At 61.9% G+C, this 15,514-nt stretch carries 16 protein-coding genes; 7 read left to right on the forward strand and 9 right to left on the reverse strand.

Annotated features, from left to right (window positions below):
- Positions 1 to 51: 51 nt before the first annotated feature.
- On the reverse strand, positions 52 to 606 hold the full coding sequence (locus IAE77_RS25780; protein WP_294232956.1) for a hypothetical protein: 555 nt from the start codon (positions 604 to 606) through the stop codon (positions 52 to 54).
- Between the two features lie 51 nt (positions 607 to 657).
- On the opposite strand from IAE77_RS25780, the gene IAE77_RS25785 reads away from it, so the two are divergent.
- The 3 genes from IAE77_RS25785 (at position 658) to IAE77_RS25795 (ending at position 4,004) form a co-directional block, all read left to right on the forward strand.
- A complete protein-coding gene (locus tag IAE77_RS25785; RefSeq protein WP_294232958.1) occupies positions 658 to 1,791 on the forward strand; it encodes a PQQ-binding-like beta-propeller repeat protein in 1,134 nt (377 codons plus the stop codon).
- Positions 1,792 to 2,104: 313 nt separating this feature from the next.
- Complete coding sequence (gene rsmD / locus IAE77_RS25790) at positions 2,105 to 2,686, forward strand: 16S rRNA (guanine(966)-N(2))-methyltransferase RsmD (RefSeq protein WP_294232961.1); 582 nt, start codon at positions 2,105 to 2,107, stop codon at positions 2,684 to 2,686.
- A complete protein-coding gene (locus IAE77_RS25795) occupies positions 2,667 to 4,004 on the forward strand; it encodes a 3-deoxy-D-manno-octulosonic acid transferase (protein WP_294232964.1) in 1,338 nt (445 codons plus the stop codon). The genes rsmD and IAE77_RS25795 overlap by 20 nt, the downstream gene beginning before the upstream one ends.
- A 41-nt stretch (positions 4,005 to 4,045) precedes the next feature.
- Here IAE77_RS25795 and IAE77_RS25800 read toward each other — a convergent pair whose 3' ends face one another.
- Positions 4,046 to 4,957: a sugar phosphate nucleotidyltransferase gene (locus IAE77_RS25800; protein ID WP_294232966.1), complete on the reverse strand. Its 912-nt coding sequence runs from the start codon at positions 4,955 to 4,957 to the stop codon at positions 4,046 to 4,048.
- 172 nt (positions 4,958 to 5,129) lie between these two features.
- Between IAE77_RS25800 and IAE77_RS25805 the strand changes: the two genes are divergently transcribed.
- A complete protein-coding gene (locus tag IAE77_RS25805; protein WP_294232970.1) occupies positions 5,130 to 5,834 on the forward strand; it encodes a C4-type zinc ribbon domain-containing protein in 705 nt (234 codons plus the stop codon).
- A gap of 6 nt (positions 5,835 to 5,840) precedes the next feature.
- On the opposite strand, the gene IAE77_RS25810 is transcribed toward IAE77_RS25805, so the two are convergent.
- A complete protein-coding gene (locus tag IAE77_RS25810; RefSeq protein WP_294232973.1) occupies positions 5,841 to 7,370 on the reverse strand; it encodes an SIS domain-containing protein in 1,530 nt (509 codons plus the stop codon).
- Between the two features lie 97 nt (positions 7,371 to 7,467).
- Here IAE77_RS25810 and IAE77_RS25815 point away from each other — a divergent pair, with 97 nt between their 5' ends.
- Complete coding sequence (locus IAE77_RS25815; RefSeq protein WP_294232976.1) at positions 7,468 to 8,487, forward strand: chorismate-binding protein; 1,020 nt, start codon at positions 7,468 to 7,470, stop codon at positions 8,485 to 8,487.
- Positions 8,484 to 10,028, forward strand: a complete 1,545-nt coding sequence (gene menD, locus IAE77_RS25820; protein ID WP_294232978.1) for a 2-succinyl-5-enolpyruvyl-6-hydroxy-3-cyclohexene-1-carboxylic-acid synthase — start codon at positions 8,484 to 8,486, stop codon at positions 10,026 to 10,028. The genes IAE77_RS25815 and menD overlap by 4 nt, the downstream gene beginning before the upstream one ends.
- Positions 10,029 to 10,201: 173 nt before the next feature.
- On the opposite strand, the gene dhaL is transcribed toward menD, so the two are convergent.
- From dhaL to IAE77_RS25850, 6 genes are all read right to left on the reverse strand, one after another.
- A complete protein-coding gene (dhaL, locus tag IAE77_RS25825) occupies positions 10,202 to 10,837 on the reverse strand; it encodes a dihydroxyacetone kinase subunit DhaL (protein ID WP_294232981.1) in 636 nt (211 codons plus the stop codon).
- A gap of 52 nt (positions 10,838 to 10,889) precedes the next feature.
- The gene (locus IAE77_RS25830; RefSeq protein WP_294232986.1) at positions 10,890 to 11,252 is read right to left on the reverse strand and encodes a cyclic nucleotide-binding domain-containing protein; all 363 of its coding nucleotides are present in this window, start codon (positions 11,250 to 11,252) and stop codon (positions 10,890 to 10,892) included.
- 13 nt (positions 11,253 to 11,265) lie between these two features.
- Positions 11,266 to 12,279: a dihydroxyacetone kinase subunit DhaK gene (locus IAE77_RS25835; protein ID WP_294232988.1), complete on the reverse strand. Its 1,014-nt coding sequence runs from the start codon at positions 12,277 to 12,279 to the stop codon at positions 11,266 to 11,268.
- A 68-nt stretch (positions 12,280 to 12,347) separates the two neighbouring features.
- A complete protein-coding gene (locus tag IAE77_RS25840; RefSeq protein WP_294232991.1) occupies positions 12,348 to 12,734 on the reverse strand; it encodes a YraN family protein in 387 nt (128 codons plus the stop codon).
- 143 nt (positions 12,735 to 12,877) lie between these two features.
- Positions 12,878 to 13,495, reverse strand: coding sequence for a ribonuclease HII (locus IAE77_RS25845; RefSeq protein WP_294232994.1), 618 nt, complete (start codon positions 13,493 to 13,495; stop codon positions 12,878 to 12,880).
- Between the two features lie 31 nt (positions 13,496 to 13,526).
- On the reverse strand, positions 13,527 to 14,402 hold the full coding sequence (locus IAE77_RS25850) for a hypothetical protein (RefSeq protein WP_294232996.1): 876 nt from the start codon (positions 14,400 to 14,402) through the stop codon (positions 13,527 to 13,529).
- Positions 14,403 to 14,575: 173 nt separating this feature from the next.
- Here IAE77_RS25850 and IAE77_RS25855 point away from each other — a divergent pair, with 173 nt between their 5' ends.
- Positions 14,576 to 15,448 carry an alpha/beta hydrolase gene (locus IAE77_RS25855; RefSeq protein WP_294232999.1) on the forward strand — a complete coding sequence of 291 codons (873 nt, stop codon included), beginning with the start codon at positions 14,576 to 14,578 and terminating at the stop codon, positions 15,446 to 15,448.
- Positions 15,449 to 15,514 lie beyond the last annotated feature (66 nt).

Genomic DNA, 15,514 nt, shown 5'->3' on the forward strand with positions numbered 1-15,514 from the left:
ATACCGAATGAAGGCCCAACGCCCAAACCTCGCAATGCACCATCGTCATTCCTACCCGATCTTCGAAAGCACCGGCACCGGCGTCCGCCTGAACCTCTCATCCGGCTCCGGCAGCGAATCCACCGGCGGCGGACCCGGAAAATTGTCGTCCACAAAGCGCCGCCAAGTGTCCCGCGTCTTCTGCGAGATCATGCCCTGCACCGTGTCGCCACAGTTCCCGCAGATCATCACACTGTGCAGCAGGGAGATGCCCTCGCACACGCCTGTGATCACAAAATCATCCATCCCGGGCGCATCCCGCCGCGCATCGCACACCGCGCAGGATTCCAGCCCGCGATCCAGGGTGACCTCGTCATTCTGGAACTGCGCCAGACGCTGTTTCGACTCCTGGGAAAACTCCTCCATCATCTTCGTGCGGCAGTGGTCGCACAGCGCATACTCCATCACGCACTCGCCACGCTTGTAGGCCTTCGAGATCTGAAATCCGCCTGGAAAATCCGGCAGCGATTCGCCACAGCGCGTGCAGTTTTGGAACGGACGCTCCTCGTACTCGCATCCCAGTTCAGGCGGGATCGGCGGCGGCTGCTGGAGATCGTGATCAGACATCGGCTTGTTTGCAACAAAGCCCAGCTCAGACCAGTTTCACAGTTCAAACTCATGCGCTCCACGATTTTCCTGCTCCTCGCACTCACTCTCCGCCTGCACGCCCAGAACACCGACTGGCCCGACTCACGCGGCAATGCCGCCATGACCGGCACCTCGCCTGTGGAGCTCAAATTCCCGCTCGATCTCGCCTGGCAGTTCAAGCTCATGGACAAACCGAAGGGCCAGGCCGAGATGCTCGTCTCCAGCGCCGTCGTGCGTGCCGGCAAAGTCTATGTCGGCTGCAAGGACGGCCACTTCTTCTGCCTCGAACTCGCCACCGGGAAGGAACTCTGGAAAAACTCCGCCAAAGGAGCCTTCGACGGTGCCGCCGCCTTCGCGGGCGATCTCGTCGTCGCAGGCTGCCAGGACGGCTTCGTCTATGCCTGGAACGCCGACACCGGCAAAGAAGCGTGGAAGTTCGAAACCGAGGCCGAGATCCACGCCGCCGCCAACGCCTGGACCGATCCCGACACGAAAGCGCAGAAGATCATCATCGGCTCCTACGACTACAAGGTCTATTGCCTCGACGCCAAGACCGGCAAACAGGACTGGGCCGCCGAAACCGGCTACTACGTCAACGGCGGCGCTGCCATCGGCGAAGGCAAGGTCGTCTTCGGCGGCTGCGACAGCGTCCTGCATGTGCACGACGTGAAAACCGGCAAAGAGGAGAAGCAGATCGAAGTCGGCGCCTACATCGGCAACAACGTCGCCATCGCCGACGGCGTCATCTACGTCAGCCACTACGGCAACCGCGTCGGTGCCTACAGCATCGCCGACGGCATGCAGGTCTGGGAATACGGCGAACGCGAATTCGAATACTACGCCGCCCCCGCCATCTGGGAAAAAGCCGTCTATGTCGGCGGCAGAGACAAGCGTTTCCACGCCATCGACCGCGTCACCGGCAAGCAGCTCTGGGAATTCCGCGCCCGCGACCGCATCGACAGCAGCGCCGTCATCTGCGCCGGCAAAACCGCCCTCTTTGGCTGCGACGACGGCTACGTTTACGCCCTCGACCTCGCCACCGGCAAAGAAGTCTGGCACAACGAAATCGGTGCCCCCGTCAAAACAAACCCCGCCATCGCCGGTGACCACATCCTCATCGGCGCGGACGACGGCGTCCTGTATGCCTTCAAGAATGGGAAGTAACCACATTGCAGTTAAGCACCCGGATTTTCCCGCTCAATATCCTTGCCGTTTCATCGAGGGTGTATAGTTGATGCGGCGATGAAAACAAAACGTCGCCCCTGGACTCCTGAGCAGCACCGACGCTACATGGAAACGCTGGGACCACACCTGCCTGCCACTCTTCGTTCACTGAGCTATCTCGTTTTAGCCACGGGAACTGCCGTCGGCCTGATTTTAAACCACGTCGATGCTTCCACATGGGCAGGCAAACTCCTGACATGGCTCCGCTAGCTTCACGCCTTGCATCCCCTTCCCTCACCGCTAAAGACAGCGCGTGCGCATCATTTCCGGCACAGCAGGCGGCATCCCGCTCGAAGTTCCCAAGACCGTCACGCGGCCCACGCAGGATCGTGTGCGGCAGGCGGTGTTTTCGATGATCGGTGAGCTCGTGATCGACGCGAAGGTGCTGGATCTGTTCGCCGGAACGGGCGCATTCGGTCTCGAATGCCTCAGCCGCGGGGCGAAATCGGTGGTAATGGTCGATGAGAACCGCAACGCCTGCGAAGTCATCCGTCGCAACATGACCAAAACCCGCCTCAGCGGCGGAACGGTGCGCCAGGGCGATGTGTTCCGCATTTTGCCCCAGCTGCGCGATGAAGGCCGCCGTTTTGACCTCATCTTCGCCGATCCGCCTTATGCGCATCGTGCCGATGATGAAGACCTCACGGCCAAACTGCTCACCCAGGAGGCGCTGCCATCGCTCCTCACTGACAAAGGCCATCTCATTCTCGAAAGCCTCTTTTCCAAACGACAAACCGCAAGCTGGCCCGGCTGGCAGGTGCTGACCGACCGCACCTATGGCTCCACCCGCATCGTCTGGCTGCATCAACCCACGCATGGCATCGAAAGCGCTTAGCCTCACCCTCTACAACCTGCTGCTGCCCTTTGGTCTCGTGTTCATGCTTCCGGGCGCGATCATCAAGATGCGCCGTCGCAACGGCCGCTGGCGTGATCTGGCACAACGAGTCGGTTGTTTTGATGAGACGACGCAGAAAGCCATCAACGCCCTGCCGCAGCGCGAACGCCTCTGGGTGCACGCCGTCAGCGTCGGCGAAGTCAACGTCGCGAAAAAACTCATCACGCGTCTGCTCAAAACGCAGCCAGATCTCGGCATCGTCCTCAGCACCACCACGCCCACGGGTCATGCGCTCGCCGCTGAACTGGCGGCACAACACGCGGGCCGCCTCGTCGCCATCTTCAGCCCCGTGGATCTTCCCGGCGTCGGCCGTCTCATGCTGGAGCGGATTCAGCCGACGCAACTGGTGCTCGTGGAAGCCGAAGTGTGGCCGAATCTGACGAACTCCGCCGGGCGCCTTGGCATTCCAGTGTCGCTCGTCAACGCTCGACTGTCACCGCGCAGCGAGCGTCGCTATCGGAAGTTCCAATGGCTGACCGGTCCGATCTTCCGCATGCTCAAGCAGGTGCTCGTGCAGGAGGAGGACGACATCGCCCGCTGGGAAGGTCTGGGTGTCGCTCGCGAGCGCATTCATCTCACCGGCAGCATCAAATACGATCCCGAAGGTGCGAGCGTCGCACCTGCGAAGATCGAGGAACTGCGCAATGTGCTCACGCAAACCGGCATTTCGACATCACAGCCCATCCTCCTCGCCGCCAGCACGCATGCAGGCGAGGAAATCGAGTTCGCGCGCGTTTTCCAACGCCTGCGCGAACAAATCCGCGACCTCGCGTTGCTCATCGTGCCGCGTCATGTCGAGCGCCGCGCTGAGATCACCGCCGCGCTCAAAACCATCGGCCTCTCCACTGCCCTGCGCAGCATTCCCGCCTCACGCGTCGATCCCAACGCATCCGTCTTCATCATCGACACCACCGGCGAGCTGGCCGCATGGCAGCACCTCGCCACGCTCGTCGTCGTCGGCAAAAGTTTCCTCGCCGAAGGCGGTCAAAACCCTGCCGAGGCCGCGCTGGCGGAGAAACCCGTTCTCTTCGGCCCGCATATGGAGAACTTCACACCGCTCGTCGAACTGCTGCTCAAAAAGAAAGGCGCGCAGCAGGTCGGGAACTTCGACGAACTCGGCACCGCCTGCCTCGCCTTGCTTCAAGACTCAGCCAAGGCGATCCAGATGGGACAAGCTGGCCAACGAGCGCTGCAAGCGCATCAAGGTGCGACGCAGCGGAGTGTGGAGCGTTTGATCCATGGAGTGGGGATCTCCTGATCCCCTCCGATCCTGGGGGACAGAGTCCCCCGCTCCTTGTTTCACCCCCACAGCGACTGCGGATACTCGCCCGCATCGATCAGCTCGCGAATGCTGGCGACGACCTCGGCTTTGTCTTCGGGATAGGTGACACCGAACCACTTGCCAGTCGTTTCAAGCACGCGCACCTCGGCTTTGCCAGCGCTGATGAGCGCATCGACTTCGGCGGGCACGTAGCACTCGGATTTGAGTTCGGTGCCGCGTTTGGAGAGGAATTCGACGAAGGCTTTGCGCAGTTGCGGGAAGATGTCCGGCGTGAAGCCGAAGAAGTTCATCGAGACGACTTCATCGCCCGTCAGCGGCACATAAGCGCCCTCCACCTCGCGGTTTTCGGCGACGTCGCCGTGTTTGAAGATCTTCGTCATCTCCAGGACGGTGGTGAGCATGCCGTTGGCATCGCGGGTGCAAACGCCACGTGAGACGCTGCCGTGATCCGAGAGCGTGTTCTTCAAGTAAAAGCCCACCATGGACCAATGGCTCTTCCCGTCGTTCGGACGCGGCTGCACGAGGTCGGCGGCGATCTTCTTGTAGGCGTCCTGGCCGTAGAAGTCGTCGGCGTTGATCATGAGGAAAGGCTCGTTCACCACATTCGCGGCGGAAAGCAGCGCATGCGCCGTGCCCCAGGGCTTCGTGCGGCCTTCGGGCACCGAGAAGCCCTCTGGCAGGTCGTTCAAATCCTGAAACGCATACTCCACCGCGATGCGGCCTTCGAATTTCGAGCCGATCTGCGTGCGAAAAAGCTCCTCGAAGTCGCGACGGATCACGAACACCACTTTGCCGAAGCCGGCGCGGATCGCGTCATACACGGAGTAGTCCAGCACCACTTCCCCGGAGGGCCCCATCGCATCGAGTTGTTTCAGGCCGCCGTAACGGCTGCCCATGCCGGCAGCGAGGATGAGAAGGGTGGGTTTCATTAATGACGTGAGAGGAAGGTGAGGGCGTACCTTTTCGTGGGCTGGCGGACTGGTCAAGAAGTTCGCGGTTCCCGGTTCGCTGTTCTCAGTTCCCAGAAACCGCGAACGGCGAACGGCGAACCGAGAACTGTGAACTTGTGCTTCTTCCACGACTCGGCTTACATGCGGCCACATGCATCCGGCCATTCCGAAACTTCTCCAGGTTCAAGAGCGCGACCAGCGCATCCGCCAGCTCCAAAAAGACCTCAAGGACGTGCCCAACCAGCAAACCCGGGCCAGGATGCAGCTCGCAGGGGACCAGGCGACTGTCGATGCCGACACACAGGCCGTGAAGGAGACGGAGGTGAAGATCAAGAGCATCCAGCTCGACGTCCAGACCCGCCAGACGACCATCAAACGCCTGCAGGACCAGCAATTTGAGACGCGGAAGAACGACGAATTCGCCGCCCTCGGCCATGAGATCAAACGTTACCAGGAAGACGTCACGAAGCTCGAAGACGGGGAACTGGAGCAGATGGAACTGCTCGAAGGCACCAAGGCGAAGCTCAAGGAGGCCCAGGCCAAGCTGGCCGAAACGCAGAAACGCGTGAACGACGAGCTCAAGGCCCTCGACGAGCGGGCCGAGGGCACCAAAAAGCGCCTGGAGGAGCTGAATGCCGAGCGCAAGGAACTCGCCACCCCGATCGATGAGGACACGCTGGACCTTTACACCCGCATCTTCACCAAAAAGGGCGACGCCGCCGTGGTGCCGATGGAAAACGCCCAGTGCGGCGGCTGCCACATGAAGGTGGTCGTCGGCGTCATCCAGTCGCTCAAGCAGTCCGAATCACTCACGCAGTGCGAGAGCTGCGGACGCATTCTTTACCTGGTCGAATAGGACGCGCTACACCGTGACGCCGAGCGCCGCGAGCGTCTTGAGCACGATGGGCTCGCCGGGCTGTAGTTTTGCACGTTCCTCAAACAGCGTGCGTGTCACCCGTTCGTAGCCGGGAAGCTTGCCGGTCCGGCGTTGCGCGAGCAGGCGCACATAGCGCACGGAACGGTCGATGAGCTTGTTGTTGCTCGGCTTCACGAAGGTCATGAGGTTGTCGAGATAGCGGCCCAGACGGCCCATGACGAGGGTGGAATGGATGTTGATGAGCATCTTGAGAAGCAGATGCGCGTGGAACTCGTTCACGCCCGTCAGATCCACCCGGGCGCGAAGTCCCTCGAACTCCCAGAGGACCTCGTCTGCGCCACCGGTGATGCGGAAGGGCAGATGTTCGGCGCCCTGCGTGCGGACTTCCCTCCGGCCGACGAGTTGCGCGGAGAAGTCGTAGCAAGCCAGCACCTCCGCTCCGGCGGCATGCCGCACGTCCGGCCATTCCAACGTGCGCGGCTCACGATGCAGCAGAGCCCTCCACGCCGCACGCGCGTCCGGCTGCTCTGGCATGATGAAATGGCACCACGAGGCCGGAGCAGCGGCATCATCCTGCTTCTCAAACGCTGCGAGGCTGAAGGTGGGGGCGCGTTCCGTCGTGTCGGTGACGACGGTGATGCCAAAGCGGTCGCTTTCATACAAAACGAAGGCCCCACGCTCATACGTGGCGGCCTCATGTTTGATGAAAGGCAGCAGAAACTGGCCGTCGCAGTGCGCCACGTGGCGCAGCAGTTGCAGCACCTCCTTGGGAGCATTCTCCGGGTCACGCTGATGCAGGAAGGCAAAACCGATCGCCGCCATCAGCACCGTGCTGGCTTGCATGCGCGTGCTGCCAGCCACCGCCATGGCACCGACGGCGAGGTTCAGCTTCTGAATCTTCGGATTCTCGATCACGCGCTTCGACCGGACGGCGGCTTTGACCAGTTGCTCGTCAGGATTGCAATACAGGAACCACGGATGATTCGCGGAAAGCTCGGCCGCCCGTTCGGTGGCACCGATGACGAAGGGCGTCTCGCCGCCCTCGGTGGAGGCGATGAGCAGATCGCCCGGCGCAAAGCCCAGCTCCTCAAGCTGACGCGCCCCATGTTCGGGGTGATCTTCAAAGTTCTCGATGGCCTTGATCAAAGCGAGATCGCCACCGGCCATGAAGGCCACCACGCGCTCCGGGTCGGGGCACGGAAGAACGCCCATGCGGCAGAAGATTTCGATGCTGAGCGACAGTCGCCCGGTGGCCCCGCAACCGCACAGGAAGACCTTCCTTCCCGCATCGAACGTGGCCGCCACCGCGCGGGCGAGATCGGCCAGCGGGGCGGACTTGGCCTGCATCTGCCGGATCGCGTGGACGTCCACCTGATGCATGAGCTTGACGGCCTCTCCGACATCCGTCCGCGCCATCTGTGAAAGCGACAGCGTGAAGGGATGCTGCGACTCCGTGTCGAGCGCTCCGAGCTGGTAGTCGGATGCCACACGCAGGAACTCATCAGCGGCATTCATGCTAAAGATTCGACTCAAGAGCGCTGATGGATGTTCACTTGTGAACTTTCACATCTTGCGCGGAGCGAGCCGCGTTTCACTATGGACCCAAAATCGCATGACGGAATTCGCTTTGTTCAGGCTGCCCGACGGAAGGGCGTGGCTGGGAGAAGGCCCCTTCACCGAGCTGGCCGCCGCGCCGGCGGGAGGAGGAGCCTTCTACATCAATGACTTCGATCTGACCGACCCGCAGCCTTGGAAGGTGCCCGCACGTCTGCATGCGGTCACGCCGGAAAGCCTGCCAGCAACGATTCATCTGAACGGCTCGCAAACGCCGCAGATCAGTTGGGCCAAACCGGCCACGGAGTGGTTCAAAATGGCCTTCCGCCGCATCCGCCGGGAGGTCTTGTCCAAGAAGATCGAGAAGATGGTGCCGGTGCTCACCGAATGCGGCACCCTGATGTCCGGCAGCCCGAAAAGGCTGCTGGAGGCAGTCATGAAGGCACCCGCGAACATGTGGGGCTACGCGCACGTCACCGGATCCGGCGGCTTTCTCGGCGCCACTCCGGAATTGCTCTTCAAAACGCACGCGGACGAACTGGAGACCATGGCTCTGGCCGGAACCGCCAAACCCGGACACCAGGACGCCTTTCTGACAGATGTGAAGGAGATCGAGGAGCACGAGATCGTGGTTCGTTTCCTCACCGAACGCCTGCAAACCCTGGGTGCAGTCGAACGCCAGCCGCGAACGCTCTGCCAGACCTCCGGCCTGGTGCATTTTCAGTCCCGTTTGAGCGTGAAACTGCGCCAGAACGTCGATCCAGCCGAGCTTGTGCCGCTGCTGCATCCGACCCCTGCGGTTGGCTGTTTGCCGCGCGATGAGGGATCGCTCTCGAAACTGCGCGAGTATCGCCAGCAGTTGCAGGCGCCGGGCTTTTTCGGCGCCCCCTTCGGTTTCATCGAGAACGACGGCACCACGCACGTCGTCGTCGCCATCCGCGGCATTTGCTGGGAAGGCGACAAGATCAGCCTGCCCTCGGGCTGTGGCATCGTGGGCGGCAGCGCCTTCGACCATGAGTGGCGCGAACTGCGCCTGAAACGCGAGGCGGTGCTGCGTCTGCTGGCACTTCATTCATGACGCAGGAACAGCTCATCCGACAGTCCCTGAGCGTGCTCGCCCACTTCGGTGTGCGGGAGGTCTGCATCGCCGCTGGTGCGCGGAACGCACCGCTGGTGGCCGCCTTGCTCACCAGCAAGGGCATCAAGATCTGGCACTTCTTCGAGGAGCGCTGCGCGGCTTTTTTTGCGCTCGGGCGGATGCTGGCCGACCGCCAGCCCGTCGCGGTCCTCACCACCAGCGGAACCGCCGCCGCCGAGTGCCTGCCAGCGGTCATTGAGGCTCACTATCAAGGTCTGCCGCTGTTCGTGCTGACCGCCGACCGGCCGAAGAGCTATCGCGGCAGCGGAGCGCCGCAAGCCATCGAGCAGCACGGGTTGTTCGGCGTTTACGCCCAGACCGTGGGTGACTGGGACGCCACTGACGAGGCTTTGGAGATGTATCAGACCCAGTGTGACCGTCCACGGCACCTGAACGTGTGCCTGGATGAACCGCTGGAGACCAACGTCATCGGCGTGGACTTTTCGCGGGCTCATGCCGCAGCCACAACTCAGGCCGAAGTGCCCGCTTGCTCCGTGGAATGCGATCTTGTGCTGGTTTCCGGGCTGCATCCTGCGGACGCGGCTCAAGCGGCTCCGCTGCTGGCCAGACTGGGTGCACCCATCGTGGCGGAGGCGACCGCCAATCTGCACGGCTTCCCCGAATTGCAGCGGCTTCTCATTCCCGGCGGCGAACGTGCGCTACAATCGGCCCGACCCGCGCATGTGCTGCGGCTTGGCGCAGTGCCGAGCTGGCGCTGGTGGCGCGATCTGGAGGAACAAACCAAGACTCACGTCACCAACCTCACGCGTTCTGGCTTCAGCGGCCTGGCACGGCAGGCCAATGTGCAGACGCTGCCATGGGAAGCCTTGTGCAACGTCCAGTTCGCAGCGCTGGGCAATCCGTGCGGCATTCTGAAGTTTGAGCCGGAACTGGACAAGTTTGAGCAGTCGGAGCCCGCGTGGATTCGCTATTTGATCGACGTGATTCCGGAAGGTTCGCGAGTCTTCCTGGGCAACAGCCTGCCGATCCGCGAGGCGGGACTCGTATTGAAGTCAGCTCAGCGAGGCGTTGAATTCTTTGCCAATCGCGGCGCCAACGGCATCGACGGGCTGATCTCAACCTTCCTGGGCACCAGCGCCGCTCATCCGGCCGAAAGCTGGCTGATTCTGGGTGATCTCAGCACGCTCTACGATCTGGCCGGCCCGTGGATCATTTCGCAGATGGATCACCCGAAACTGCGCATCGTGGTGATCAACAACGGAGGCGGAAAGATCTTCTCCCGCGTGAACAGCCTGCGCTCGCTGCCCGACCCGGCCCGCAGCGTGATCGAAAACCGCCATTCGCTCAGCTTTGAGCCATGGGCGCAGCTTTGGGGTATGGAATATGTGCAGACGGATGATCCGATGGACCTCCAAGATTTGATCCAGGTGCCGATCGTGATCGAAATCCGGCCCGATCCTCTGCAAACCGAGGCGTTTTGGAAGGATTGGCAGAAGCCGGTGATTCGACCTCGCTCGTAGGCCGGGAGTGTCCGGCGGAAGGAGACCTCGCATCACTCTGCGCCATGTCCGCCGGACTTCCCGGCTGCTTTGGGAGGCAACGAAAGCACGGAGACGTTCGCAACGCCGGGAAGTTTGGCGAAGGCAGCCGTGATTGGATCGACGCACAAGGCGCCAAACACTCCCGGCCTACGTCAGGCGGCGATAAAGTCGCGGAATGCCTCGATGATCACGACCACGGAGCAGGCTCCAGCGTCCGGGAAGCCGATGCAGGCTTCGCCGAGTGTCTTTGCACGACCAAATTTCGCGATCATCGCCTTGCTGGCGTCTTTTCCAGCAACGGTGGCGTCCGTGACAGCCTGGATGGCCTCAGAAAGAGACGATTCAGCGACTTCAGCAGCCTTGTTCGCCGCAGGCTCCATGGCGTCCACGCAGGTCTTGTCGCCCACGGCGGCTCCACCACGCTGTTTCACGCCATCGACGCCTGCTTTGAGAAAAGCGGCCAGTGCGGCGGCATCGAAGCTGTCCTTGCCAGCGAGCGCCTTTCCTCCATTGCGGAAGAAGGTGCCAAAGATCGCACCGCTGGCACCGCCCATGCTGCTCATCATCGCCATGCCGACCGTTGAAAAGGCTTTCTCGATGCTTTCGACCTCGGCGGCTTCGAGCTTTTCCTTCGCGGCGGTCATGCCACGCTGCATGCCCAGGCCGTGGTCGCCATCTCCCAGGTTGCGGTCGGCTTCGGACAGCATCGGCTCAGCGGCGATGATGCGCTCGCAGGCGAGGATGAGCATGGCTTTGACTTCGTCTTTGGAGAGGCTGGCTTTGGACATGGGACGGCGATAGTTGGCGCTGCCGCCGGGAAGTCAAATGCGAAGCCTGCGCCTACATCTCCGCCCGTTTGTCCGCCCGGCGCAGGCGGTCGGCCATGCCTTTCATGACGTGAAGGGCGAACTGCGGCATCTCATCGACCATGTAGAGGAAGTGATGCTTGTTCACGGGAAGCAGGCGGCAGTCCTCACGCGCGATGGCATCGGCAGCGCGAGGAGCATCCTCAATCAGCGAGATCTCGCCGAAGAAACCATCCGTGCCGACGGTTTCGACGACTGTGCCGTTGAGGATGATGTCCACCGATCCGCTCTGAACCACGAACATCTCGCCCGAATCGTCGCCGGCTTTGAAAATGGGCGTCCCTGCGGCAAAGGAACGGACATTGACCGGGTTGGCGAAGATTTCGGGCAGTTTCATGGCCGTGGGCCGCTTAAAGTTTGGTGTAGCCCACGCTCTCGCAGGGCATGTCCCAGAGTTTCTTCAGTTCGGCGTCGAGTTTGGTGATGCTGAAGCTCACGCCGGCCATTTCCTGGCAGGTGACGATGTTATCGACGATGGTCTGGTGGATCTTGATGCCACGAGCTTCGAGGATCGGCTTCGCCCCGCGGAGGAGAATCAGCAGCTCCATCATGTGCGTGCTGCCGAGGCTGTTGACGAAGAAGATGATCTCGTCACCAGCGTTGAGCGCCAGGTCGTCGCCGAAGAGAAGGTCGAGAATCTTCGCCGCGAGTTCGTCGGCGGTGCACATCGGGATGAGCCCCACGCCTTTTTCGCCGTGAATGCCCATGCCGAGGCCGATCACGTCGTCAGCGAGTTCAAAGGTCGGCTTGCCCGTGGCCGGAATGCTGCCCGGCTTGGTCGAAACGCCGACGGTGCGGGTGTTATCGACGGCCTTCTGGGCGATACGAGCCAGTTCATCCAACGAATCGACCGTGGCGGCAGCCGCGCCGGCGATCTTGGTGATCGGCACCAGCCCCGCCACGCCGCGGCGCTTGCCCTTGTCCGTCGGCGGAGCGGAGCAGACATCGTCGTTGATGATGACGGTTTTCACGGTGATGCCCTCCTCGGCAGCGAGTTCCGCGCCAATGTCGAAGTTCATCACGTCACCTGCGTAGTTGCCGTAGAGGAAGAGCACGCCCTTGCCGCGATTCACCGCCTGCGTGGCTTCGAGAACGATGTCGGGAGGGGGAGCGGCGAAGATTTCGCCCACGGCGGCACCATCGGCCATGCCCTTGCCAATCAGGCCGTGATAAATCGGCTCGTGGCCGGCGCCACCACCGACGAGCAGCGCCGGTGCATCCGGACGGAGATCATTCATCACGATCGAGCGGGTGCCGACGCGGCGGGCCTTGCCGTCATAGGCGAGCACGAGGCCTTCAAACAGTTCGTCAGCGCACTTGAGCGGGTTGTTGATGATCTTCTTGGCGGAGTTGGCGTGGCTCATGGTCGGGAGGGTGGATGTGGGAAAGGGCGTGCAGTTTGAAGCATGCCCCCGTGCTGTCAAAGCACGATTCAGCGCCCTGCCGTGGAGCTGTCGGGCAGTTGGAAGGCATTCTCGATGACGTGGACCTGCGGCAACTCGCCTTCAATGAGCACGACCTCGGCGATGTCGAAGCGGAACTTGATGCGCGGATGGCCGAGCAGGCGCAACCAGTCCTGGGCACCGCGTTGGATGAGCCGCTGCTTGTCAGTGCCGACGGCATCCGCCGGCCGTCCGAAAGCCGTGCTGGTGCGTGTTTTGACCTCCACAAAGGTGAGCACATCGCGATGACGGGCGACGATGTCCACCTCTCCCCGGTTCACACCGCTATAGTTGCGATACAGGACGCGTCGGCCGTGTGCGGACAGCCAGCGCGCGGCGATCCATTCACCGAGGCGGCCGATTTCAGAGCGGTTCATGACGCGACCGGCGAGACGACGCCGGAACAGCCGCAAGTGGCGCCCACACAACCACAGAAACGCGGAACGCACGCGCCTGTCGCCTGAGATCCGCCGCCGCAGCCAGCGCCACAGGGTTTCAGGACGGAACGGGCGCGGCTTTTTCATGCCAGATCGAATTCCAACTGCGCCACAGGCGCGAACGTGCGCCGATGATGCGGACAGGGGCCATGCTTTCGCAAAGCCGCGAGATGCGCCGGCGTGGGATAGCCTTTGTGGCATTCAAAGCCGTACTCGGGATGGGCCTGCGCGAGCGCCATCATCAGGCGGTCACGGGTGACTTTGGCGATGATGCTGGCCGCGGCGATCGAGTAGCTGAGGCTGTCACCTTTGACGAGCGCCACATGATGCAGCGGGTACTGCTTCACCGGCTTGCCATCGATCAGGACGGCATCCGGTTTGGGATCGAGCGCCAAGGCGGCGCTGCGCATGCCTTTCCAGGTGGCCTGGAGGATGTTGATGCGGTCGATTTCATCCACCTCGATGCTCACACAGTGCCAGCGGATGCGATCATCGCCGGTGATCTCCTCATATAAACGCTCCCGCGTGCTCTCACTGAGCTGTTTGGAGTCATTCAACACGCGATGGCGGAAATTCTCCGGCAGCACCACCGCGGCGACACACACCGGACCGGCCAGCGGCCCGCGGCCCGCCTCATCGACACCGGCGATGACACGGAAGCCGGAGGCACGGAGGGTATTCTCGTGTTTGAGCGTGGGCATGAGCGCGGGAGGAGAGCAGGGCGGGAAAGCTTCAGGGCCGCACTTCAATGGGCAGCGTGATCTCGGCAGGAGCACCTGAGGCGGGGGCGATCCAGCGCATCACCTCCCTGCCCGGCTGTTCGGGATCACTGCCCAGAACGTAAATCCGGATCTGCAGCGATGCCTTCTCTCCCTGCGGCACTTCCACGGGCTTCATCTTGAGCTGGATCTCGTTGGCCCCTTTCACCAGGCCGCCGATGATCATCTCCTGCGCGATGCCATCCTGCACCGGATCGTATTGGAAGCCGTTCATGCTGATCGTGGTCTCGTAGCCGAAGGACTCGATCTTGTATCCCGCCTTGTAGTCAGGCACGCGACAGAGCGGAGGCACGGGCGGAGCCTTTCCCGGTGGCGTGTATTCGGGTGTGTCGAGAAACTCCGGACGCTCGCCGGAAAGGAGGCCCTTCCTCACGTCGGGCACGTTGGCGAGGCTGCTGATGCGGTTGCTGTCGAACTTCCACACGCCGTTCTCATTGAGGAATTTCAGCTTCAAGACGTTGTCCTTCAGCAGCTCCGCATCCTGGCCGAGGTCGATCTTGCCAAAGTAAACGAGATGAGCCGTCTCTCCCACGGCCTGCACTTCGAGCAGGCGCAGACCGCCCAGCGCGGGCGGCCTCACGTCGGAGGCAAACACGGAGTCGGGGAAGCCTTTGCGCTCGCTGACAATGGAGTTCCGCATCACGGTCTGGCGGTAGCGGGTGATGGAGGCGGCCCAGGCCTGCGCGTCCTTGCGGATCATCGCGTCACGCCATTGGAGGTAGGCTTTCTCCAGCGCATTGCGCAGGTCGGTGTCACTGCCTTGGGCAAGGAGACCGCCGGCAGGCAGGATCAAATGAAGAGCGGAAAGCAGCAGGAGAATGCGACGCATGAGACAGGTGGTGGAAGGGCGGCAAACAATTCACGATTCAACAGAAAACAACCCGGCGAGTGAAATTTTAAGGCTGGCTAATGGCACAATCCGCCTTGATAGTTTCGTGCGGCACGGAAAACCATTTGCCGTTTTGGCGATTCTGGTAAACGTCAAAGTTCCCCTCAAAAAACATGGAGTCATTCAGCGAAGGACAGCCCAAAACGCCGCCCATTGATCGTGGTCGTGAACTCCTGAAGACCGCTCGTGAGGAAGTGTACAAGAGCGTCGGCGGCGTGAACCTCTCCGCGTACATCTGGGAGCCGGAGATGGACAAGGCTCCGCCCTATCCGAAGTCGGTGGCCGCGTTCTTCTTCAGCAGCGGCTGGGACAACGGCCAGGTGTCCCAATTCGCTCCGCACTGCGTCTATTTCGCCTCCCGTGGCATGACCACGATCTGTTTTGACTACCGTGTCAGCACCCGCCACGGCACTGGTCCCGTGCAGACGATGGCCGATGCACGCTCCGCCATCCGGTGGATCCGCATGAACGCGGTCGAACTCGGGATCAACCCTGGCAAAATCGTCGGGGTGGGTGGTTCCGGCGGTGGGCACGCCATCGCTTCCGCCGCCGTTTTGGATGGTTTTGATGATCCTTCTGACGCGCTTGACTGCAGCCCTGCGCCAAACGCGGTCGTGCTCTTCAATCCTGTGCTCGACACGTATTCGAAGCATGCGTTCGGCCGCGACCGCTGGCCGGATCAGGCCACCTGCAAAGCCGCCGACCTCATCCGCGGGATCAAGCCCGGCCTTCCACCGATGCTCATCATGCATGGCACTGGCGACCGCGTCGTGCCCTTTGGCGGCTCGTATGAATTTGCCCGCAAATCGAGCAAGAAGAAGAATCACTGCCGCTTGATCGAATTCGAGGGCCAGGGCCACGGCTTCTTCAATTTCAACCTCTCCTTCGAGATGTACGAGGCCACGCTGATGGCGATGGACGAGCTGTTTGTGGAGCTCGGCTTCCTGGAGCCTGATCCAGACGCCGGTCTGGGCAAGATTGACTGATGCGAGGCAGGCCGGCAGTCACGTGCCGCGCGAATGGATGAACTGAAGGATTGACGAGGTCCTTAC

Origin of the sequence: Prosthecobacter sp., assembly GCF_014879935.1 — a bacterium.
Classification (GTDB): Bacteria; Verrucomicrobiota; Verrucomicrobiia; order Verrucomicrobiales; family Verrucomicrobiaceae; genus Prosthecobacter.